This is a genomic window from Amphritea atlantica (assembly GCA_024397875.1).
GTDB classification, from domain to species: domain Bacteria; phylum Pseudomonadota; class Gammaproteobacteria; order Pseudomonadales; family Balneatricaceae; genus Amphritea; species Amphritea atlantica_B.
The window spans coordinates 1,894,815-1,917,182 of the sequence record CP073344.1 but is presented as its reverse complement, the minus strand read 5'-3'; the positions used below and the strand labels follow the sequence as shown (position 1 = coordinate 1,917,182).

Below are 22,368 nucleotides of genomic sequence, written 5' to 3'. Positions count from 1 at the left end.
CTTAGTCACTAATCACTGTTAAATACTCACCTATTACTGTCAACTCCTCTCCATCATCTTCCAACTCAATGGATGAATAACCAAACGCATTCGTATCTGGCTTTAACACTATTCTTGTATTAATGATCATATCTCCCTCAATAGTTTTATCACTGTGATAAACTTTAACGGTATAGCTCCCGCCGTGATCGGGATCATCTATGTGCCTATGCTGAACTAAGACTACCTTACCGTTTCGCGTCCCTCCGGGATTTGACTTAAACAAGCACCAAGATCCATTAGGGATTCGCCGATTCATCGACTCACCCACTACGCGCATTACAAACATTCCTCCACTTACATTTATGTGCTCGGGTAACTCTACCCATTGAACTCCTTCAACCACTTGCGTCTCACTAAAGGAACCTGCGGCAGCATGTAAGTCATAAATAGGAACATGAGTCACATATGGACAAGCATCTTCAATAGATACTATAGGTAGATTTAACCCCTGATAGGGACTAAGTGAAGTGGACGTATTCTCTATAACAGATTGAGTTATATTCTTAAAATAATCCCCAGTCTCGGCATCTATGCAATAGATGTAGCATCCTTTTTGGCCACGAGTCATCAATGTACGATAGGTATTTTTAATTATCTCTGCTGTCAACTGAGCCGCCTTTTCAGGATCTTTCTTCAGCATAGTTTTAAAGCCCCGTATGGACTTATCATTAGATGAACGCTTACTTGCATCTGTAATAGCAACACCATCCCGGATAACAAAATCTTCCCCAATGATCACTCCGATATAATCTAGCTCCAACCCCTGACAAGTGTGAATGCAACCAATTTGATTGACTGAATCTTCTGCAATCATCCATAAACTGCCGTCTTCAGTCAGATTCCATTGAGCGTTAAACTCGTACTTAGGAAGTACAATGTCAAATTGTTCTTTATCTTTTTTACTAGCCCAGTCCCAGCAGTAGCCAGCAACTAGGCGAGCCTTATTAGTTAAACGGTTCTTCTCAAATATTTCAGCACGAAGTTGGTTAGGATCATCAAAAACCTTAACGTCATAATCAATATCCTCTAGGGTCGAATTAGCGGTTTCCCTAATCTGCAAACTGTTATCAACCCATGCTAAATATCCATCTGAACCATTGCATCTAAACTGAGATGCAAGCTCTAGTTCAGTAACCTCAGATTCCAGCTCATTTGCCCATCGCTTAATACTCTCGACAGTCCCAATATCTTGTAAAGTAACTCGTTGAGCCTCATCAATGAAAAATATATTAAAGCGTGAACTGACAATCAGTTCCTTGATTTGATTCTCTCCCAGATTTGCATATAGACCAGACTTCTCATTTAGACGATGGGCTTCATCGACTATTAAAGCCCCAAATTTGTTAGCTTCAATTTCGGTATAGGCTCCAGAGCCCTTGAACATCTGATCAATATGAGTTTTCTTCCTGCTGCCTGTCAGCTTCTTTTTAAAAACTTCTCGTGGTGCCGCATTCTTGGAAACATACTGTACCAAGAGTTCTCGTTTGGTTAACTCAGCAAGTAAGTTGATAGCTACAACTGACTTTCCGGTTCCTGGTCCACCCTTAACGATGAAAGTTTGTTTCCTGCCTTTTTGAGCTGTATGTGCAAGATCAAGAGCAGTCTCATATACTAATTTTTGCTCATCAATCATCAAGAACTCAGGGTTACCATTAAGCATGGATACTAAAGCGTCCGCCAAATTTTTTGATGGCTTGATAACCCCATGTTCAATCCGATACATAATGTTATCGCTATCACCATATTTGACATGATGCTTTAAAAATTCTGATAGTTTTATCGCGTCGGGTGAAATGAAGACAGGTGCTCTAGATGTGTGTTCCCCATAAAAAGGGTCATTAATAACATCCCGTGACTTCATATTATGGAGGTAGGCGCAAGGAAGAAGCCGGATAGATTCTTTTCGAACTGTATCGTTATAATCCTCAATCAAAGCTGAATAAGACCACGCTTGATATGAAGGATGATTTGTCTCTTGCTCTCCATGCTGGAAGCGTGTTTTGACAATGGCGTCCTTATTGGTTTTTTTAACTTCTTGCCATTGTTTTAATTCAATAATCACCGATGTATCGTTACGATCAGCATCTTTTCCTGTCAAGATGAAATCCACTCGACGATTCGTCATCGGAAGATTGTACTCGATAGCAACACCTGCTGCTGAAGGAATACCTTCATCCCAAAGAACCTGAGACATGTATTGTAAGGAGTTTTCCCAAGACAACCTTTCATTCCGAGGAGAATTACGATTTAATTTGCGTAATACTTCATTTTCTATAATTTCAGCAATTCGATTGGATCGAACATCCTCTACAAATTCACGCTTAGTTGCAGAATATACAATCATTTAATTTGCCTTATTTATATTCGGAATACTTCTTTGAGCTACCTTTGACCTTATCCACTGGATATTTCAATTCATTTTTCTCTATTTTTTTGTCGACTGCGCTACCTATATCAATACCGACTTTGTCTGCAAGTCTGACTAAATACAATTGAACATCTGCAATTTCATCGCTTATGTTTTCGAGTTGTTCAGGACTTAATGAACTCGACTGTTCTTCCGTCATCCATTGAAAGCACTCCATTAATTCACTTACCTCAACACTTAAGGCCATCGATAAATTCTTAGGTGAGTGAAACTTATCCCAATCTCGAGAGTATGAGAAATCACGCATAATTTGACGCATTTCTTCTAGTTCAGCCATTTTAAAAACCTTTATAAATATGATTTTTACTCTAAAATTGCCATGCAGTTTCAGACTATATACTTATAGCTTCGAGACATTATTTTTAGGAAGCTATGAACGAAGATGATCATTCTCAAACGTTAACTCAACAATAACACTTTGGGCGTCTACAAGCTTAGGGAGGCTTTGCCACGCTGTTTTTGAAGAATTTCGAACTTGTTAAGCTCAGCCTGTTTATCAACCTCCAACACACATTCCAGACGCCGCAGCAGCGTAAACGGCAGAATCACCCGCCCATACTGACTTTGTTTGAAATCACCACGCAGAAGATCGGCCACTGACCAGATAAATGCAGCCGTTTGAGAGAAGTTAGTCATGAAATCGCTTTGCCTTATTACAACGTATTAGCAGAGCCAGCGGGGAAAGAAATGAAGCGTCCGCTGCCTCAGTTTTGATTGGAAATCAGTGTACTACAGGGACGATGGCCAGGGTACTGCTGACTGACATAATGGGGGGAGGGAAAGAGAGCTTGTTATGCTCTCTTTATAAAACCAGGCTAGCAACTCACCACTATCTCTCTCTGAGTATCATGGCAACCTCACTGAGTACTTCGAAAGTCTGAGAACGCTTATACTTCGGTCTATTTTTTGATTTGATCGATTGCTGTACAAGAATTGATCAGCTAAATTGTTTTTTAGTTTCTGTCTTAGTTAAGAAACTCTGTGCTGCTTCAGGGAACGACGCTTTCTGTTTGATCGTTCCCATAACCTTCGGAGGTTGCATGATTTCATTACGCTGTTGCGCGACCTTCAATCATTTTGCTGCTCTGATTATCATTGCTGTCTTGTTGCTGTTGCCGGTTCATGCGGGGGCGAATGTTGCGCCACAACAGAGTAGCCATCCCCGCTTTCATCTTGAGGTTGCGCCCGGAGACTGGGGAGGTGTTAGTCCGCTTCAGGTTAAGCAGGTGCTGGATTGGGTGGCTGCGGATCTGATTGCCACCGTCGGCTTGCAAGAGACAGAGACACTGCAGTTAACTATTCTGCCCCGTAACAATGTTCCCCGGGTGTTGTATGAACGCGGGGTGAATGGCCAGTATCTGGTGCATCTGACGGCCAGAGGAGATCGGTGGTATCAGTATGTGTATCAGTTTTCGCATGAGCTGTGTCATGTCCTGTCTAACTATGATCATCGTGAACTCACCAATAATGCCTATAATATCCGCGCCGCCGACGGTAATCAGTGGTTTGAGGAAGCGCTGTGTGAAACGGCCTCCCTGTACACGCTGAGACATCTGGGGGCACAATGGCAGCAACAGCCGCCATCGCGCAACTGGGCCGGTTATGGGCGGATGCTGGAAGCCTATGCTGAGCATATCCTGCAGCAGCCACATCGTCATGCCATCAGTGATGCCAATATGCATGAATGGTTTAGCGAAAACAGACAGGCGCTGACAGACTCACCCTATCTGCGTGACAGGAATGAGGTTGTCGCAACGCATTTATTACAGCTGTTTGAGAGTAACCCAGAGCTCTGGCATGCCATTGTTTATCTCAACCAGAAAAAAACGGTCGCCAGTGAAAGTTTTGAACAGTATTTGCAGGCCTGGCTGGAAGCCTGCCCAGGCACTGAGCAAGCATTAGTGGAGCGAACCATTGAGTTACTCGGACCAGGAGCGGGTATTACTGGAAAGGAGCGTCGTGAAAGCCAAGTCCCCTTCTCTTCGCTTGCTGCTATGCTCTGAATCGTTAAAGAAAAAGCCAGTAAATACTGGCTTTAACGGTAAGATTCAGAGTCGCTCTAATGGTTCTGTTTTTCCCAGATAATGTGGTTGATGGCATCAACATATTCATTCATCCAGGAAGATCCGGTATCCGGCGCAATGAAGCCACTAATATAGCCGTCAAAGCCTGATAAAGGACCGTTAACACCTGCGGCACCATAGGCCTCATAGTTGTTACTGCTGGCAATATCCTGGTTCAGTTGAGCAATATAATAGTCAAACCAAAGCGATCCGGTATCCCGGCCGTGCATCTGGTTTACCATGCTGTCAAATGCCGCATCATCTGCGCCCTGAGATATTGCTGTAATGCTAAGCGTACCGATGGCACATGCTGTGATTAATACTTTGCTGAATTTCATGACATTTTCCTCCGAGCTGTTCTAGCCCTCCCTTCTTTGTTTGCAGGTTACGAGAATGACTGCTTTCTGATTTAAGTCCTGAGTTACTGGCAAACAGAAATCATCCTGTTATGACACTCTAAACCTAGTCGTAAATGTGAAGTTAAGGTAGCTGTGAAAAAGCGAGCTTTTCGTTTATTAAAACCACTGAATAGGTATGTCGTTCATTATTCAGCGTTTCTGATGAAATTAAGGCTATGAGATTCAACTTTAAAAGAAACTGTTTGAAAAAATATCAACCGCTGTTTTGGCATAGATTTGATTTTTCTACCAGGAGGATGCGACCCGGTTACGTCCTTCCTGCTTGGCCCGATACATGGCGTTATCGGCGTCTGAGATCATCTGGTTGATGGTGTGGTTGCTGCCGCTATCAAAATATAAGGTTGTAACGCCAAAAGAGGCAGTGACCGTAATCTCTTCATCGCGGCCCAGAGAAATTGTTGCAGCGGCGATTACCTGACGTAGTCTTTCGGCGCTTTGCCAAGCTTCGTCATGGCTGGTCTGCACCATCAGAACAACAAATTCTTCACCACCCAGTCGGGCAACAATATCGGTGGCACGAATAGTCGCGAGACTGACATCTGCTATTTTCTGCAGCACCATATCTCCGATCCCGTGGCCGTAGGTATCGTTGACCTGCTTAAAATGATCCAGATCGAACATAATAAGGGACAGAGGGTTGTTATAGCGGCTGGCAACCAGCACCTCCCGGTTCGCCAGTTCGAAGAAATGGCGGCGGTTGATAAGCTGGGTAAGGAAGTCGGAACGGGCCTGTTTCTCGAGTTTTTGTTCCATCTCCCGGTGCAGTGTTATATCCCGCCCGATTGCCAGCGCCCCGCTCCCGCCTTCATTCTCTTCACTGACGATATTGAACATCAGATAACAATATCCCGAGGCTATCGGTACCTGTATCTCTACCTGTTGGGGTTTGCCTGTGCTGATCACTTGATTGATGACTGAATGGTAGTGTTTAAGGCAACGCTCGTTCTCGAGCGTATTATGCATAAACAGTGCTGTGAAATTAGGGTTGGTATAGATCAGTTCACCCTTCCCGTCATAGCGTGCGATCGCATCCGGAGCATTTTCTGCCAGGCTGCGGTAGGCGAGTTCGCTCCTGATGAGCTCTTCACGGTTTTTAAGGCTTTCTATTGCGATCGATGCCAGGTTTGCCGCAAAGGAAATCTGCTCGATATCATCTGCATTCGGCGTGCCTGGGGTTTCATGATAGATCGCAAAGGTGCCCAGAACCTTATTGGTCGAAGAACGTATGGGCTCTGACCAGCATGACAGGAGGCCCGCGCGGGCTGCCAGTTCACGATAGGGTTTCCAGTATGGATGCGTTGCAATATCGTCAACGACAATCCGTTTTCCGAGATAGGCCGCAGTACCGCAGGAGCCTACCCCCTCGCCTATCTCAACCCCATTGATCGCTTCATTGTAAAAATCAGGCAGGCTCGGTGCTGCACAGTTTAAAAGGTGTTTTCCCTCTGCATCCAGCAACAGAATACTGCAACGCATTGAGGGATCATCTGACTCAATATCGGTTATCAGCTGATGCATTATACTGTTGAGTTGCTCCCCCTTCGCCACCCGCTCCATCATTCTGTTGCGGGTCAGGTTTTTTTGTTCACTGCGCCATTTTTCTGTGACATCAGAACAGATATAGAGCTGTTTATGGTTAATCGAAGATATCCGGTTAACCATGCGCCGGGTTGTTCCATCCTTACAGTGAATCGTAGTTTCAGTGGTTAAGGTGTCTGGGAACAGGCTATCGCTGTTGGCCTGTTTCTCCGTCCAATCTTTCCAGCGTAAATAGATTTCACGCTGGACGTCCGGGTCGGGATAGGCCTTTTCAAACCAGATATCTATGCTGGGAAGATCCTCAAGCGTGTAGCCGAGCATCCGGGTGAAAGTGTGATTTATATACTCAATCTTGCCCGCCTCATCACACCAGCTTATGCCTGCGGGGGAGTTATCAAGCAGGTCTTGCATCTCTATACGTTGTTTTTTGCTATGTATCAGGGCCTGCTGAAGATGCTGCTCTCTGATGGCACTCAGCGCACTCGTGGCCATCACAGTCGTCACATGAACCATATGGCCCAGTTGCTTTTCAATCTGTTCTTTCGGAATAACCGCTACCTGTTTAATGGCTGCTATATAGGCCGCCTTATCGTAATTGAACCTCTCTGCCTGTTGTTCAAAGTCCTCAAGATCAGGCGACTCATGCAGCAGCTGTCCCATAAACAGGGTGGCAATATGGTGGCCCTCAATCATGATGGGGGTGGCGTAGTCATAGAGTCCGTTCTTACAGAGGGAGTAGCTGATTGTTGTAGGACGGGCTTGTTCGAGCAGGCTGCAGTTACTTTCGATGCAGCGCCGGTTGGTTTCTTCGTTACCCCGGTGGAAATGGGTGCAGGCATCAATCCAGCCAGCCTGAGTAATCAGCTCTCCCTCAGGGCCGACGAGGCCATTAGGGATGCCGGTTGCCTGATAATAGCCTTCGAGAATTTCTGCAAAACTGGTTATATCGATCAGCTCTTCGATACGGTAATAGTCACTGGAACTGATAACCGGGATATGTTTCATTGGTTACATCTCAAAGAGCCATCCAGGCATTAATTATTGTGTGCAAGCGTCAACAGACGACCGCCTATCCATAGCCTTCTTCTTGTAGTACTGCGTGTAACATTAATTTGTCTATGTCAAAGAGGTCAACGGACAGCGCGGATTCTTTTGTCCTATATGTCTCAAATACGACCTTTTTCATAGTCTTCGCTATTTACATCTTAACACCAACGGTGTCTATAACCTGTCGTCTCCACTGTCTTTCACAGTACGGTTTGAGGTGTATCATATATTCTTCAGTTTGTGCTCCAGATCTGCTCAACGGCGGTTTCAATCGTGTCGTTACGCCCCCTCGTTTATCGGGTTTTGCGCTCTTAATGATGCAAAACAGTTTCTCTTATTCAGCTACTTTATTTAGAATGTCGCATTCACAAAAACCTTCAGTTACCTTTCTCCCAGTTGCACTCATTGATACGCATTGAGTGATTATGGAATCGTTTTCGCATGATAGATTTTGCCAGACTTCAGACTAACTTCACTGTACTTCGCAGCAACAAAGCCTTTGAGCTGTTTGTTGTGATCGTCATTATCAGCTCGGCGTTGCTGGTCGGTGCCAAAACCTATGAGCTATCCCCTTTAGCCATGTCGCTGGTGGTATGGCTGGACCGGTTTGTCACGTTTTTCTTTCTGACTGAGATCACTATCCGCTTTCTGGGTGAAGAAAATAAAAAGGATTTTTTCAAGAACCCCTGGAATGTCTTTGACACGCTGATTGTGACGATCAGTCTGATTCCTATCGATAATACCGATATGGCACTGGTTGCCCGTCTGGTGCGGGTATTCCGGGTGCTGCGGATGGTTTCGGTGATCCCTGAACTGAGGCTTTTGCTTAATTCTCTTGTTAAAGCGATGCCTCAACTAGGTTACGTTATCTTGTTGATGTTTATAATCTTTTATATCTATGCAGCGATCGGCAGCACGCTGTTTGAAAACATCAACCCGGAACTGTGGGGCGATATTACGATCTCGTTGCTGACCCTGTTCAGGGTGATGACGTTTGAGGACTGGACCGATGTTATGTACGAAACTATGGGGGTTTATCCTCTTAGCTGGGTCTACTATCTGACCTTTATCTTCTTCACTGCATTTGCGTTTCTGAATATGGTGATCGGCATCGTGGTGAACGTTTTAGATGAGGAGCATGCCAAGGTCAGAAAACAGGCTGCGATAGACGCCCATGAGCCCACGATTGCCGATCTTCAGCGGCAACTGGTGCAGATCCAGGCGCTGCTGGAAAAGCAGCAAAGCCCGAAATAAGTCGCGATGGCGTGATCAATAAGGGAGTGACCCGATGATGCCGCAGCAGCCCATCCAGCTGTCAGTGAGAACCGCTCATTGGTTGCTGAGAAAACATTGCTCAGGTGACACAGAGTTTAATGAACAGTGAACAATCAGCCCTGCTCATGCAAATAGTTGCTGGCCTCAGTCAAGTACTCATCCTCTGGGGAATCTTGTGGCTGACGCTGCGTGTCCTATGCTCCGGACTGGTTGCAATCTGGTTAACCAATGGATTGATTCTCACAGGTATTATCGCAGCACTGATAACGCATCTGGGGTTTGAGCTGAATCTGTATGACAGGCTGGACTCACGCGGTGTACTGATCACCGGGATAATGGCACTCAATCTGGTCGTTGTGCCGCTCTTTTACTGGCTCGATAAACGCAAAGCACGCCTTCAGTCCGTCATCCGGATTCCTGAGACGGTGCTTCACGGCTTGTCATTTATGGGCGGAGCTGGCAGTGCACTGATCGCGCAAAAACGTTTTCATCATAAGACCGCTAAGCAAGGCTTCAGGCGCAAAACCTGGGGTGCGTTGATTCTCAATGGCGCGCTGTTTTATGGGCTGCTGTTTATATAAATACCCGCCTGGTAACGGTAACAGAGCTATTGACCATAGTATTTCGCCAGATAGTCGAGAATACGTTCATGCTGATCCCCGGACAGTTCATCCATGCCCTGCTCTTCGACCATCCATACGAGCGTGTCGGTCCAGCGGGAGCGGCTCATGCCTTGCTGCTTAACCAGCATAATGGAATGACAGCGTGAACAGACGGCGTATACATCTTCCCGTCCTGTTCCTTGCTTCAGCCCGCCATAATCAAAGCTGCTTGACGCGCCGACCATTGGGCCATCCGATGTCAGAGTCTGCAGATAGGCAACCACTGCATCACGATCGGCCTCTGAACTGATTCCGGAAAACGCCATGTTGTTATTGGGGATGAAGGTTGCCGGAGAGGCCAGGTAGTGTTTCAGGTTTGCTACTGTCCAGCTGCCTTCGAACTGTTTGAACGCATCGGAGTATTCAAAGCCGGCGGCTGAGGCCACTTTTCTGCCGACAACATTCCAGAGGTTTGGCCCGATACTGTGCGGTTCCCCCTCTGCTAAGGTGTGACACCCCTTGCAGACCAGGACAAGCTGTTTGCCCCTGGCTGCAAGGTTGGCCTGATCTGCAAAGGCTGATTGATACCCAATAAGCCCGCTTAGCAGGCTGAGTATCAGTGCTGCCGTGAGTTGCCTGACCATATAAAGCTCCCTGTCAGCTAACCCTGACTGCAACCCGGTGCATACTGTTATTCAGATAGCCTTTGGGGTTCCAGGCGATTCCGAATGGCTGGCTGACACCCATATCATCGGTGGCTTTGGCCCACACCTCATAATAACCGGGCTCAGGGAACATCACCTGTGCTTTGAAACGCTGCCAGGCGCCAAAGTTAGGCTGATCTCCCAACTCAGCGGTGATCCAGGTTGCACCAAAATCAATGGAGATATCCACGCGGGTAATTTTGCGTTCACCGGACCAGGCGTTGCCACGTACTTCCAGTGACCTGTCGCTGAGCGCGGTGCCGGTGGCTGGATGAGTGATCAGGGATTTGACCGGCATCCGTTCAATAATCAAAAAATCCTCTTTAGCGACCTTTTCACCCGCCGCAACCGGGTGCCTCGGCACACGATATGCGGTACCGGTCATTTTGGCACCATCGTGAACCTGATCGCGGATATTGATCCGCTGCAACCACTTCTGCGAACAGGATCCGGGCCAGCCGGGAATGATCAGCCGCAGCGGCGCACCGTTCATCGGATGAATCGGCTGCCCGTTCATGGCAAAGGCAAGCAGATTGTTAGGGTCCATGGCTTTAGCGATTGGAACGCCGCGAGAGATCGCTTCTTTACCGGCCTGGCCGGAAAGGTGCTTATCTGCACTGTGGTGGGCGGTATAGACAGCACCGGATTGAACTCCGGCAGCCTGTAACACATCGGCTAAGCGCACCCCGGTCCATTCGGCACAGGCGACGGCGCCATAAGTCCACTGATTACCACTGGCAGGCGGATCGAAGGCTGCACGACCATTACCTCCGCACTCAACCACGACCGGGCGGGTAACGACTTCAAACTTATCCCGCAGATCTTTGATCGACAGCGTTAACGGCTTTTCAACCAGACCATCGATGCTCAGTTGCCAGCTATCGGCGTCAACGACGACCGGAGGAATACCATTGTTACGAATGAAGTGGCGACTGGTCGGTGTGACCGCATCGTCGAGCAGGTGTGCCGGGGTTTCTGCATTGACCGGCCGGTCGTTGAGAATGGTCAGTCCCTCTTTCCCTTCAATGGAAAATGGCGTTGTATCATCAGCCATTGCTGCGGGAATAAGGCCCTGAGGCATGTTGCGGTGGTAGGGGATAAATGACACACCCAGTAGCGCCGCCATACTGGTCAGGCCTGCACCGCGCAGAAAGCCCCGTCTGTCCTGATTGGCGACACGGCCGAAAACCTTCAGATCTGCGGTGACAGGATCGTCTTCATATAATGCGTGTAAGCCAGCGGTTTCTTTACTCTTGTCGTTCATGATTGCCTGCTCCGTTACTTATTTTCTTGAAGAGCCTCTCATTTGCAATATTCAAGATAGCTAATATAGCTTAGTAAAGAAGTCCGTAATTGTATAATTCAGGCTGAATAAAGAAGATCGCGCTGGCTCCGTCAAAGCCAGCGACAGAGTTGCTGTCTCGATTAACTGACCTGCATACGGATCAGTTTTTTGTTAAGTTTGCCAACGCTGGTTTTGGGTATTTCGGACACTACGCTGATCTTTTCAGGTATGGCCCATTTGTTTATCCGGCCACTTTCAACAAACTGCATCAGATGTGCTTGTAAAGCCCCGGCATCGACCGTTTGACCCGACACGGGCACAATCAGGGCGTAGGCCCGTTCACCCCACTTTTCATCGGGAATGCCGATAACCGCCACTTCTGCGACCTGAGGATGCTGACTGATCAGGCTTTCCAGTTCAATGGATGAGATCCATTCCCCCCCGGTTTTGATTACATCCTTAATCCGGTCTTTAATCTGCAGTACACCCGCTTCGTCTATGGACGCCACATCACCGGTATGTAACCAGCCGTTTTGCCACAACTCTGCACCTTTTTCAGGCTCCTTGTAGTAGCCCTGAGTCAGCCAGGGGGCACGTACCACAACCTCGCCCACGGATTCGCCATCATGAGGAACATCATTGCCGGACGGGTCTGCAACCCTCAGATCCACCATGGCGTTGGGGATACCGGTTTTAATTCTCAGCGCTAACTGATCGTTCATATCAAGCGCTTGTTCGGACGGATTCAGATATGTCAGTGTCAGCAATGGACAGGTTTCTGACATCCCATAGGCGGTATGGAAGAGAATGCCTTTGTCAGCCATCTGCTGAGCCAGCGCAAGTGTCGGGGCGCTGCCACCGGTGACCATTTTCCAGCCGGTCATATCGGTCGTTTCAGCCTCAGCACAGTTCAGAATCATCTGCAGTACCGTCGGCACACCATGGGAGAATGTTACCTTCTCATCGCGGTATAACTTAACTAATTTATTGGGTTCATAGCGGCCGGGGTACACCTGTTTAACACCCAGCATGGTTGCGATATAGGGAACGCCCCAGGCGTGCACATGAAACATCGGCGTCATCGGCATATAGACATCTTCCGAACGGAGCAACGGCTGACCATCATAGAGTCCGAGAGTCGCCGCCCCATTGATGGTATGCAATACCAGTTGGCGATGTGAGAAATACACCCCTTTGGGGTTGCCGGTTGTTCCTGTGGTATAAAACAGTGTCGCCACAGAATTCTCATCAAAATCAGGAAATTTATAGTGATCACTGGCCTTTTCCAGCAGCGCTTCATAGTCACCAAAAGTGTTCAATGATGTCGCTACGGGCTTGGCTTCATCGGTCAGTTGAATATAGCCTCGGACGCAGGGCAGTTGTTCGGTTAACTGTTCAGCAATAGCAACAAAGTCATCGTGAACCAGCACCAGACTATCTTCGGCGTGATTCATGGTATAGCTGATCTGATCAGGGCTGAGACGGATATTTACATGGTGCAGAATGGCCCCGATCATTGGTACTGCGAAGTACGCTTCCAGATAGCGGTGGCTGTCCCAGTCCATCACCGCAACAGTATCCCCCGCCCCGACACCCGCATCGGTTAATACATGCGCCAGCTTGCAGATGCGCTGATAGAGAGTGCGATAGTCATAGCGGAACAGGTCACTGTACACAATCTCCTGCGTGGGCTGATAGCGCTTACCCGATAACAGCAGGTTTTTGATCAACAGTGGGTATTGGTAGGCATTATCAGCCGATTCTATTATTTTTGTTTTCATATGATTCCCTCGGTTAAATTTATATTTCCCTCTGACCGTTACCTCATTACGGCTGTTGCAAACGTTATGTAAAATCCAGAAACCTATCGCTCAGTAATATAACCTGACCATGTTTCATAAGATTCTGATAGATAGACCCTTATAGCCTTTTTCGGAGCCGTTTTGAAGATAGAGTATAGTCATCAATCTGTCGGTTTCTGTAAATTTTGTGACAAACATCCGTATCACCAAATGTCTTCATGTTTCAGATATCTGTCACATCTCTGTCATCTGCATTAATTATGATATTCAAGATGGGAACGTCAGAGCACAGCTGGCTACGGTCTCAGCACTAACGGTGACGTATTTATATTTGCACCGGGACAGCTTAACTAATTGAAAATATTTGTATAAATAGGAATTAGTCCTAGTTACAAGTTTCGGCATAGGTCCTATTATGCAACCCATGTTCAGTGCAGTCAGGGATTTGATTGCGGAACTCAGCAACGTAGCCAGAAGGATTGCAGGATGCATCGGCTACATGGAAATGGATCGCTGAATTAAGGGGGCGTAGTACGGATACTACAACTCCCTTGCCTTTTCATCAGATAGCATCTGCCCTTCTCTTTATTTACTCCTCTGCCCCTTACTTATTTTCTTTTCAGTGTGTGGTTTATTGATATCGTTTGTTGTTATGTTCCAGCCAGCCGGCAACATGACGCCCTTGCGGATCATCATGGGTCCAGTGCACTACGCCTCCCTTATCATTCCACTCATATTCACCATAAAAGCGCACACTGTCGCCCTTTCTTAAAGACGGGATACGCGGCGCCAGATCGATATTATGAGCGATAAGAATCGTTATTCCAGACGATAGTCGCAGAATAAATCGCTGATGACGGCTGCCATCCAGATCGTCCCGAAGCAGTTTCACGACCACACCTGAGCCGCTGACCTGCAGATTGCTCTGATGGTTACGATAGGCCTGCAGGATACGCTGGTTATCGCTCTGTGAGGCTGACGCATTGGCAGTGCTGTTGTGACTGTTTTGCGCCGGTGCCGGGGCTGAAGCGCCCGGTAGTGAGGTATAGCTCATGATACCCATCACTACGACGATGATTCCAGCTAAAGCCACTGACGCAAGTCTGGGCCTGCGACGCTGTTGTGATCTCTGTTGGCGAGCGGTTTTGGGGGATGAGCCGGGCTGTGCCTGACGGGTATTCTGGCGGGCATTTCGGGTCACACCCGCAATCTGTACATCAGCGGCACGTAAACGTCCGTCTCGATCCTTTAATGGCTGGTAACTGATGCGATCGCCCACCCTGGGTTTCCGCGGGATATTGCCGAAATCCCGTATATGCACAAACAGATCGTTGCCACCCTCAGCGGGTTTGATAAAGCCAAACCCTTTATCGTCTTTCCAGGTTTTCAATATGCCTGTGTGGTGTTGCATGCGCTATCTCTTTCAGGAGGGGTTGTGGCTGATGGTGTTCACTGTCATGGTTTTGATCGTGTAATGAAAAAGGAGAAATTGCCAGCGACAGGATGTCTGCTGGCAAGGATAACTCAGACTTCGGCCATCGTCAGCCAGGTATCGTGCTTATTGCAGGTGCTTATGGCAAATAAAGCGCCGCTGTAACCATCGAGCTTAAACTCTGAACGCGGTTGTAAATCTTTGTCAGGATCGAACATATACTCAGCGATAAAGTTATAATCTTTATCCAGCAGGATATGTTTGATGATGTAATGCTCATATTGTTTCATTTCATGGGGGGTGACGACTTCCACTGCTGTTTGCCCGTCTCCTTTTTGTAATGTAATCATCGGTGCATGACCGCCCGCTTTTGCAGCCCAGCGCCCGGGTTGATCTTTGGTAAAATAGATTCCCCCCGCCCCGCTCATGGAGCCTTCTGCAAGTGACACACTGGGTACTATCAATCCACCGGCAGTGGCGGCGATTCCGAATCGAATAAAATTCCTTCTGTCCATCTCTATACTCCGGTTGTTTTATAGCCACATCAACCTGAATAAGGTGTCGTTACTCTGTCACCCTTTCCTTACAGACGGGCACCTCCCGATTAATGCTTAATGAAGAATAGACGCTAACCGGGGCTTTAGTGATGAATTCTGGTATTTATTCTGGTCTGGTTAACTCAATTATCAGGCACGGATACCTGGCAAAAGCGTCCGGCATGGAAAAGCCGTTAATGTTTGACGGTCACGGAAGGACGGATAGCTAAACAATCCGGACGATACAGTATTGTTGTACTGATCGACCGGAAAGGTAAAGGCCGGGAGGACGCTGCGTTATGTGCTACAGATACAAAAAAACGGCGATTCCAATCAATGTACGATTGGCAGCTGCATATGAAAGGTAGATCCAACCGCAGGATCTGAGGTGACCGCCATATGCCCCTGATGCTGTTCGGTGATGATGTAGTATGAAAAAGACAGATGCTCTCCGGTATCAAAGCTGTCAGCTTGACGGCTGCTGCTGAAATACGGTTCAAACAGTCCCATCTGCTCTTCACTCGTCAGGCCCAGTCCGTTATGCTGAATCTTAATCCACATATTATCGTAACTCTCGGAAAGAATTATTTTTATTGTGGGTTCGAAATTCTCGGTTCCGGTCTTCTTCTGTAGTGCAATACAGGCATGACGAAACAGACTGAGGAACACCTGTTGTAGCTCGGTGATATAGCAGGGAACCTGAGGCAGGCCGTTCTCAACATGCCATTCCAGCTTTACCTGTTTGAACATAAAGCCTTCTGAGACTGAAATAACCTCTTTACCCAGGTTGACGGTATGTTCCATTACATCAACGATATCAGCCATTTGCTTCTCAGAATGGCGATTGCGGGCAAAGGTCAGCAGGTTGTGAATTATTTTGGAGACCTGATCGCCTTTATCCGACATGTCATTGTAGATCGATTCCAACAGAGCTGTTTTATCGTTACCGCCCTGCTCCAGTGCCAGGTGGTTATCAGCCATAATGCTTTTAAACCGTTTCAGGTCCATCAGAATGGCCTGCAGCGGGATATTGATATCATGCGCCATTGAGGATGCCAGCTCTCCCATAAATGACATTTTATCATTATGGATCAGCAGGTTCTCCGCGGTGGTTTCCTTGGATACATCGTCTACCAGAATAACGACGCCCGATTCAGGGCCGTTCAGGGGGTAGATGGTAATATCAAAGTGAGAGAGGCTGCGCAGACTCTGTTTCAGATGGATGGTTTTATTCTGCTCAATCGCCTGCTGAATATGTTCTGGCACCACGGTCATGGTGGGATAGGCTTCCCACAGGGTTTTGCCCAGCGCTTTCTCAGCAGGGACGCCTGACAGCTCCTCAACCCGCCGGTTCCACTGGGTCACCCGTCCCTCTTTATCCAGACCGACCAGCATCAGTGGCATCGATGTCAGGATATCCTTGATATAGGACTCGGATGAACGCAGCTGGTTGGCGGTGATAACGTGTTGTGCGACTTCAGACTCCAGCAGATGGTTACTCTCGATGAGTTTGCTGTTCGATTCCTTAAGCGCCGCAGTACGCTCCCGGACACGCTGTTCCAGTTCATTTTTGATGGTGGTCAGTTCACGATTCGCTCTGTGAGCGCGGCGGCTGTATATCAGCAGATAGATAGCGGTAATCGACAGGATTATGATCAGCGTTGCGCTACTGAAATTGGCCAGGTGTTGCCATTTGGTTTTGCCGTTCTCATCTTTAAACCAATCGACGGCAGCAACAGCCCATGAGCTCTGCAGGCACAGAGCAAGTACAAAGAATGCGTGTTTAATCATATGTGTAATTAACTAATCCTGATGAAATAACAAAAAGCTGAACAACCATACAGTCAGGCTTGTCTCTGCCAGAGCAGAGGCGATCGGCGTAAGCTTTATATTTACCGCTGTAACCTGACTTTAATTACGCCCTATTCTATAGGATTTGCTGTAAATTTCGTTATTAACATTCGCTGATTTTACGAAAAAGCGTCTTAATCTCTTAATAATCGCATTTAACTGCTGAAAAACATCCGCTCAAACTGTTTGATATTTTGCTGCACATAATCGAGAAAGGCCTGCATTGCCGGAGTCGGGTGCTTGGCCTGGGGATGGACGACGCAAAAGCTTCGCCGCAATGGAAAGCCCTCAATGCTGGCGATTTTTAACCGCCCCAGCTCGAGCTCAGAGAGAATGCTGAGCTTAGGCAGTACGGCGACCCCCAGTCCTGCAATAACGGAATGCTTTAGCGCATCATTGGAACCTATCTCCATGTCCGGAGCGAATTGCAATCGGTGTTGCTGGCAGTGCTGCTCGAGCGCCAGCCGGCTGCCTGATCCCTGCTCCCGGACCAGCAGTTTACTGTTAAGAAACAGCTGGGGGCTGATCTTTGATTGTTTCAGCAGCGGGTGCCCCTGTGGCACAACCGGAATCAGCTCATTATCCAGAAACGGTAATGATGCCAACGGCTTGTCGGTCGGTACCATGCCCATAATAACCAGGTCATCATTGTTCTCATTCAGGCCCTGCAGTGCAGTCGCCCGATTCACCACCTTGATCCGCACACTGACCAGCGGGTGCAGATCGAGAAATGCCCGTAACAGGTAAGGCACCATATACTGGGCGGTATTCACCGCCACCAGCTTTAACTCACCGGCGACGCTGCCTTTCAGTGCCCCCAGATCAGTTTGCAGATCTGCCAGCTCAATAAAGATCGTATTGATACTCTCATACAGTCTTTCTCCAGCTGCGGTATAGAAAAGCCGCCTGCCGACATACTCAAATAATGGCTGTTCTACACCCTGCTCCAACTGACGAATCTGGCTACTGACCGCCGGTTGTGTCAGCCCCAACAGGTCACCTGCCTTGCTGTAACTTTGCAGTTCATAGACCGCCTTGAACACCTGAAGCTGGCGAAAACTGAGGCGACTGGTCATTTTTTTGATTGTAAGTGGCACGAACTCTGTCTCAATTGCATTTATCTATAAGCAATACCTTATAGATAAACTAAAAAATATCAATTTCTCCTGATCCGACAGAGCGGCTAGGATTTATTTATACACTACGGCAGCGAGCCGGAAGCTGAGGAGAGTTACATGATCAAAAAAGTACTGATCGCCAACCGCGGTGAGATTGCGGTACGTATCGTCCGCGCTTGTGCCGAGATGGGCATCCGCTCTGTGGCGATTTATACCGAACCTGACCGCTATGCACTGCATGTTAAACGCGCTGACGAGGCTTATTCTCTGGGTGATGATCCACTGGCGGGGTATCTTGACCCGCGCCGGATCGTCAACATGGCGCTGGAAACCGGCTGTGATGCGATTCACCCAGGCTATGGCTTCCTTTCAGAAAATGCGGAGTTTGCCCGTCTCTGCGAACAACAGGGAATCGCCTTCATCGGCCCCAAATCCGATGTCATCCATAAGATGGGCGACAAAACCCAGGCCCGTGATTCGATGCGCGCCGCCGGCGTACCCATTACGCCGGGTTCAGAAGGAAACCTTGCCGATGTTAATGAGGCATTAAAGCTGGCGGATGATATTGGCTACCCGATCATGATCAAAGCGACGTCCGGTGGTGGTGGCCGCGGTATCCGTCGCTGTGATACGCCGCAGGAGCTGAAGCTGCAGTATCCCCGGGTCATCTCCGAAGCAACTAAAGCGTTTGGCTCTGCCGAAGTCTTTATGGAGAAGTGCATCGTTGATCCCCGGCATATCGAGGTGCAGGTGCTGGCCGATAGCCAGGGTAATGTGGTGCACCTGTATGAGCGGGACTGTTCGATTCAGCGACGTAACCAGAAGCTGATCGAGATCGCCCCCAGCCCTCAGCTAACCCCGGAGCAGCGCCTGTATATCGGTAATCTGGCAGTCAAAGCGGCAGCGGCCGTTGGTTATGAGAACGCGGGTACGGTCGAGTTTCTGCTGACCGGTAATCAGGTCTACTTTATGGAGATGAACACCCGGGTACAGGTGGAACATACCATCACCGAACAGATTACCGGGGTTGATATCGTACGTGAACAGCTACGCATCGCCTCCGGCCTGCCGCTGAGTTATCGCCAGGAAGACATCTCCTATCGGGGCTATGCCCTGCAGTTCCGGATCAACGCTGAAGATCCGAAAAACGACTTTTTGCCAAGCTTTGGGCGTATCTCTCACTACTATGCACCGGGTGGTCCGGGGGTTCGGGTGGATACCGCGATCTATACCGGTTATGAGATCCCCCCTTACTACGACTCTATGTGTCTCAAGCTGGTGGTCTGGGCGCTGACCTGGGAAGAAGTGATCGCCCGTGGACAACGCGCACTGGATGATATGCGCCTGCACGGAATTAAAACCACCGCGAACTATTACCAACAGATTGTCGACCATCCTGAATTTCAGGAGGCCAACTTTAACACCAGCTTTGTACCGAACCATCCGGAACTGCTGAGCTATTCCGACAAACGCCATCCCAGTGAAATAGCGCTGGCGGTTGCCGCCGCGATTGCCGCCCATGCGGGTTGGTAAGCTGATATGTAAGTGTGTCGAACCGTTTGTCTTATAGCAAAGAAACCAATTTCAGCTGACCGCCAGAGCGGTTGCAGGAGAAACGACAGTGAGTACTGTAAACATGAACCAAACAAAGAAAATTGAAGTCACCGATGTGATACTGCGTGATGCGCATCAGTCACTGATCGCTACCCGCATGCGCACCGAAGATATGCTGCCGATCTGTGTAAAGCTGGATCAGGTAGGCTACTGGTCTTTAGAAGTCTGGGGGGGTGCCACCTTTGATGCCTGCGTGCGTTTTCTTAAGGAAGATCCATGGGAACGTCTGCGCCAGCTGCGTGCCGCCCTGCCAAACACCCGCCTGCAGATGCTGCTGCGGGGGCAGAATCTGCTGGGCTATCGCCATTATGCCGATGATGTGGTCGAAGCTTTTGTTGCCAAAGCGGCGCAGAACGGTATCGATGTGTTCCGTGTCTTCGATGCGCTGAATGATATCCGCAATCTGGAAACCGCCATGAAAGCGGTTAAAAAAGCAGGCAAACACGCTCAGGGGACGATCTGTTACACCACCAGCCCGGTGCACACGCCAGAGCTGTTTGTAAAACAGGCGATCGCTATGCGGGATATGGGCGCTGACTCCATCGCGATTAAAGATATGGCCGGTTTGCTCACCCCTTATGCGACCTATGATCTGGTTGCTGCGCTGAAAGCAGAGCTGGACCTGCCGGTTGTGGTTCACAGTCACTCCACTGCAGGCCTGGCTCCACTATGCCAGCTTAAAGCGATTGAAGCGGGTGCCGACCGAATTGATACGGCTATCTCATCATTCGCCAACGGCACCAGCCATCCGGCAACCGAAGGACAGGTGGCTGCGTTAAAAGATACTCCCTATGACACCGGACTGGATCTGGAACTGCTGGCAGAAATCGCCGACTACTTCCGTGAAGTACGGAAGAAATACCACCAGTTTGAAAGTGAATTCACCCGTGAAGATGTCTCTGTTCAGATTAACCAGGTACCGGGCGGTATGATGTCCAACCTGGCTAATCAGTTAAAAGAGCAGAACGCACTGGATAAGATCCGTGACGTATTTGCAGAGATTCCACGGGTGCGTAAGGATCTTGGCTACCCTCCTCTGGTAACCCCAACCTCACAGATCGTTGGTACTCAGGCGGTTTATAACGTGCTGGCCGGGGAACGCTATAAAACCATCACCAACGAGGTTAAGCGTTACCTTCAGGGCGGTTATGGTGCAGCACCGGCAGCCGTGGATGCGCAGCTGCAGAAAAAAGCGATCGGCAATGAAAGCGTTGAAACCGGCCGTCCTGCCGATCTGTTGAAACCCGAGCTAAACAAGCTGCGTGAAGAGATCGGTAAGCTGGCGCAGACAGAAGAGGATGTCCTGACCTTCGCAATGTTTCCCGATCTGGGGCGTGAGTTCCTGCAGCAACGGGCTGAAGGCACGCTGAAGCCTGAGGAGTTGTTAGCGGTTGATGCCGCCAAAGGGGCAAAACTGGGACCGGCCGGAGCCTCTGAGTTTAAGATTGAGGTTCATGGTGAGATCTACGATATCGCGGTCACCGGTGTGGGTGGGGTTGGCAGCGGCAAACGTAAGATCTACCTGTCGATGGATGGTATGCCTGAAGAGGTGATCTTCGAGCCGCAGAATGAATTTGTCTCCGAAGGCAGCAGCGGTCGCAAACACGCCAGCGAGCCGGGCCATGTTACCACCGCTATGCCGGGTAATATCTTTGACGTTTTGGTGAAAGAAGGTGATGTGGTAGAAGCGGGTCAGGCAATTCTGGTGGCGGAAGCGATGAAGATGGAGATGGAGATCCATGCCAATATAGCGGGCACCGTTAAAGCGATCTATGTTGCTAAAGGCGACCGCGTCACGCCCGGTGAAGTGCTTGCTGAAATTGAATAACGCGATCGCTTAAAAATATTTTTAAGTCTGCGTTATTCAGCGGTTATGGGTGTCAAAACCATCCATAACCGTTTATTTTAACCACTATAATAGCTAAGAGAATCTGTGCGTGGACAAAATCATAAAAGGCGTGATTAACTTTCGCCAAAACGTATACCCGGAACACAAAGATCTGTTCGGCAGCCTGGCAGATGGCCAGAGCCCTGATGTCTTGTTTGCAACCTGTTCCGACTCCCGTATCGATCCCAATCTGTTGACTGGAACCGCCCCCGGGGATCTTTTTATCTGCCGTAATGCTGGCAATATTATCCCACCTCATAGCAACGAGACCGGGGGGATGACCGCCTCAATTGAGTATGCTGTGGCGGTGCTGGGAGTGCGTCATATTATTATCTGCGGTCATACTGACTGTGGTGCAATCAAGGGCGCGCTGGATCTGAATGCGCTTAATGGCCTGCCCCACGTAAAGGAATGGCTGGGACACTGTCGCTCTGCGATGGAGATTGTGCGCGAACGCCATGATATCCCCCATGATCAGCCGGTCGGTTCTGAACACCTGAATGAAGCGATCGAAGAAAACGTCCTCCAGCAGGTGCAGCATATCCGTACCCACCCTGTGGTAGCAGCAAAGCTGGCGACCGGTAAAGTGGCAGTTCACGGCTGGGTTTACAACATCAAGACCGGTTCGATTCGCTGCTGCAGTCATAATGACATAGTGTTCAGAAACTTTGATGACCACTATGCTGAGCTGATTGAGCAGATTGAGGCCTGAATTAGTCGCTG

General features: G+C 48.7%; 17 protein-coding genes and 1 pseudogene. 6 read left to right on the top strand and 12 right to left on the bottom strand.

Features of this window, described 5'->3' with window-relative positions; genetic code table 11:
* Nucleotide 1: 1 nt before the first annotated feature.
* The 3 genes and pseudogenes from KDX31_08680 to KDX31_08670 form a co-directional block, all read right to left on the bottom strand.
* Nucleotides 2–2,386, bottom strand: a complete 2,385-nt coding sequence (locus tag KDX31_08680) for a DUF2075 domain-containing protein (protein UTW05055.1) — start codon at nt 2,384–2,386, stop codon at nt 2–4.
* A 10-nt stretch (nt 2,387–2,396) separates the two neighbouring features.
* Nucleotides 2,397–2,747 carry a nucleotide pyrophosphohydrolase gene (locus tag KDX31_08675; GenBank protein UTW05054.1) on the bottom strand — a complete coding sequence of 117 codons (351 nt, stop codon included), beginning with the start codon at nt 2,745–2,747 and terminating at the stop codon, nt 2,397–2,399.
* Between the two features lie 224 nt (nt 2,748–2,971).
* Nucleotides 2,972–3,106 (bottom strand): annotated as a pseudogene (locus tag KDX31_08670) (type I restriction-modification system subunit M N-terminal domain-containing protein).
* 404 nt (nt 3,107–3,510) lie between these two features.
* Here KDX31_08670 and KDX31_08665 point away from each other — a divergent pair.
* On the top strand, nt 3,511–4,473 hold the full coding sequence (locus KDX31_08665) for a hypothetical protein (GenBank protein ID UTW05053.1): 963 nt from the start codon (nt 3,511–3,513) through the stop codon (nt 4,471–4,473).
* Nucleotides 4,474–4,529: 56 nt separating this feature from the next.
* Here KDX31_08665 and KDX31_08660 read toward each other — a convergent pair whose 3' ends face one another.
* Both KDX31_08660 and KDX31_08655 read right to left on the bottom strand, forming a co-directional pair.
* Nucleotides 4,530–4,871, bottom strand: coding sequence for a hypothetical protein (locus KDX31_08660; protein UTW05052.1), 342 nt, complete (start codon nt 4,869–4,871; stop codon nt 4,530–4,532).
* Between the two features lie 306 nt (nt 4,872–5,177).
* Complete coding sequence (locus KDX31_08655; GenBank protein UTW05051.1) at nt 5,178–7,496, bottom strand: diguanylate cyclase; 2,319 nt, start codon at nt 7,494–7,496, stop codon at nt 5,178–5,180.
* A 483-nt stretch (nt 7,497–7,979) separates the two neighbouring features.
* On the opposite strand from KDX31_08655, the gene KDX31_08650 reads away from it, so the two are divergent.
* Nucleotides 7,980–8,792, top strand: coding sequence for an ion transporter (locus KDX31_08650; protein UTW05050.1), 813 nt, complete (start codon nt 7,980–7,982; stop codon nt 8,790–8,792).
* A 119-nt stretch (nt 8,793–8,911) separates the two neighbouring features.
* Nucleotides 8,912–9,394: a DUF1294 domain-containing protein gene (locus KDX31_08645; GenBank protein ID UTW05049.1), complete on the top strand. Its 483-nt coding sequence runs from the start codon at nt 8,912–8,914 to the stop codon at nt 9,392–9,394.
* 26 nt (nt 9,395–9,420) lie between these two features.
* Here KDX31_08645 and KDX31_08640 read toward each other — a convergent pair whose 3' ends face one another.
* The 7 genes from KDX31_08640 to KDX31_08610 form a co-directional block, all read right to left on the bottom strand.
* Entirely contained in the window at nt 9,421–10,059 is a 639-nt protein-coding gene (locus KDX31_08640; GenBank protein UTW05048.1) for a cytochrome c family protein, read from the bottom strand.
* Nucleotides 10,060–10,072: 13 nt separating this feature from the next.
* Nucleotides 10,073–11,383, bottom strand: a complete 1,311-nt coding sequence (locus tag KDX31_08635; GenBank protein ID UTW05047.1) for a sulfite oxidase — start codon at nt 11,381–11,383, stop codon at nt 10,073–10,075.
* Between the two features lie 161 nt (nt 11,384–11,544).
* A complete protein-coding gene (locus KDX31_08630; GenBank protein ID UTW05046.1) occupies nt 11,545–13,185 on the bottom strand; it encodes a fatty acid--CoA ligase in 1,641 nt (546 codons plus the stop codon).
* A gap of 652 nt (nt 13,186–13,837) precedes the next feature.
* Entirely contained in the window at nt 13,838–14,617 is a 780-nt protein-coding gene (locus tag KDX31_08625; GenBank protein ID UTW05045.1) for a DUF3465 domain-containing protein, read from the bottom strand.
* Between the two features lie 113 nt (nt 14,618–14,730).
* On the bottom strand, nt 14,731–15,153 hold the full coding sequence (locus tag KDX31_08620) for a hypothetical protein (GenBank protein ID UTW05044.1): 423 nt from the start codon (nt 15,151–15,153) through the stop codon (nt 14,731–14,733).
* A gap of 354 nt (nt 15,154–15,507) precedes the next feature.
* Nucleotides 15,508–16,965, bottom strand: coding sequence for a PAS domain S-box protein (locus tag KDX31_08615; protein ID UTW05043.1), 1,458 nt, complete (start codon nt 16,963–16,965; stop codon nt 15,508–15,510).
* Nucleotides 16,966–17,180: 215 nt separating this feature from the next.
* The gene (locus KDX31_08610) at nt 17,181–18,122 is read right to left on the bottom strand and encodes a LysR family transcriptional regulator (GenBank protein UTW05042.1); all 942 of its coding nucleotides are present in this window, start codon (nt 18,120–18,122) and stop codon (nt 17,181–17,183) included.
* Between the two features lie 138 nt (nt 18,123–18,260).
* Between KDX31_08610 and KDX31_08605 the strand changes: the two genes are divergently transcribed.
* From KDX31_08605 to KDX31_08595, 3 genes are all read left to right on the top strand, one after another.
* Nucleotides 18,261–19,676, top strand: a complete 1,416-nt coding sequence (locus KDX31_08605; GenBank protein UTW05041.1) for an acetyl-CoA carboxylase biotin carboxylase subunit — start codon at nt 18,261–18,263, stop codon at nt 19,674–19,676.
* Nucleotides 19,677–19,779: 103 nt separating this feature from the next.
* Nucleotides 19,780–21,585, top strand: a complete 1,806-nt coding sequence (gene oadA, locus KDX31_08600) for a sodium-extruding oxaloacetate decarboxylase subunit alpha (GenBank protein UTW05340.1) — start codon at nt 19,780–19,782, stop codon at nt 21,583–21,585.
* A 109-nt stretch (nt 21,586–21,694) separates the two neighbouring features.
* The gene (locus KDX31_08595; GenBank protein UTW05040.1) at nt 21,695–22,357 is read left to right on the top strand and encodes a carbonic anhydrase; all 663 of its coding nucleotides are present in this window, start codon (nt 21,695–21,697) and stop codon (nt 22,355–22,357) included.
* Nucleotides 22,358–22,368 lie beyond the last annotated feature (11 nt).

Bases quoted from the DNA above. Each gene is read 5' to 3' on its own strand.
- KDX31_08655 (UTW05051.1), bottom strand. From the start codon at position 7,496: ATGAAACATATCCCGGTTATCAGTTCCAGTGACTATTACCGTATCGAA.
- KDX31_08630 (UTW05046.1), bottom strand. From the start codon at position 13,185: ATGAAAACAAAAATAATAGAATCGGCTGATAATGCCTACCAATACCCA.
- KDX31_08620 (UTW05044.1), bottom strand. From the start codon at position 15,153: ATGGACAGAAGGAATTTTATTCGATTCGGAATCGCCGCCACTGCCGGT.
- KDX31_08675 (UTW05054.1), bottom strand. From the start codon at position 2,747: ATGGCTGAACTAGAAGAAATGCGTCAAATTATGCGTGATTTCTCATAC.
- KDX31_08615 (UTW05043.1), bottom strand. From the start codon at position 16,965: ATGATTAAACACGCATTCTTTGTACTTGCTCTGTGCCTGCAGAGCTCA.
- KDX31_08645 (UTW05049.1), top strand. From the start codon at position 8,912: ATGAACAGTGAACAATCAGCCCTGCTCATGCAAATAGTTGCTGGCCTC.
- KDX31_08640 (UTW05048.1), bottom strand. From the start codon at position 10,059: ATGGTCAGGCAACTCACGGCAGCACTGATACTCAGCCTGCTAAGCGGG.
- KDX31_08665 (UTW05053.1), top strand. From the start codon at position 3,511: ATGATTTCATTACGCTGTTGCGCGACCTTCAATCATTTTGCTGCTCTG.
- oadA (UTW05340.1), top strand. From the start codon at position 19,780: ATGAACCAAACAAAGAAAATTGAAGTCACCGATGTGATACTGCGTGAT.
- KDX31_08625 (UTW05045.1), bottom strand. From the start codon at position 14,617: ATGCAACACCACACAGGCATATTGAAAACCTGGAAAGACGATAAAGGG.
- KDX31_08605 (UTW05041.1), top strand. From the start codon at position 18,261: ATGATCAAAAAAGTACTGATCGCCAACCGCGGTGAGATTGCGGTACGT.
- KDX31_08635 (UTW05047.1), bottom strand. From the start codon at position 11,383: ATGAACGACAAGAGTAAAGAAACCGCTGGCTTACACGCATTATATGAA.
- KDX31_08680 (UTW05055.1), bottom strand. From the start codon at position 2,386: ATGATTGTATATTCTGCAACTAAGCGTGAATTTGTAGAGGATGTTCGA.
- KDX31_08650 (UTW05050.1), top strand. From the start codon at position 7,980: ATGATAGATTTTGCCAGACTTCAGACTAACTTCACTGTACTTCGCAGC.
- KDX31_08660 (UTW05052.1), bottom strand. From the start codon at position 4,871: ATGAAATTCAGCAAAGTATTAATCACAGCATGTGCCATCGGTACGCTT.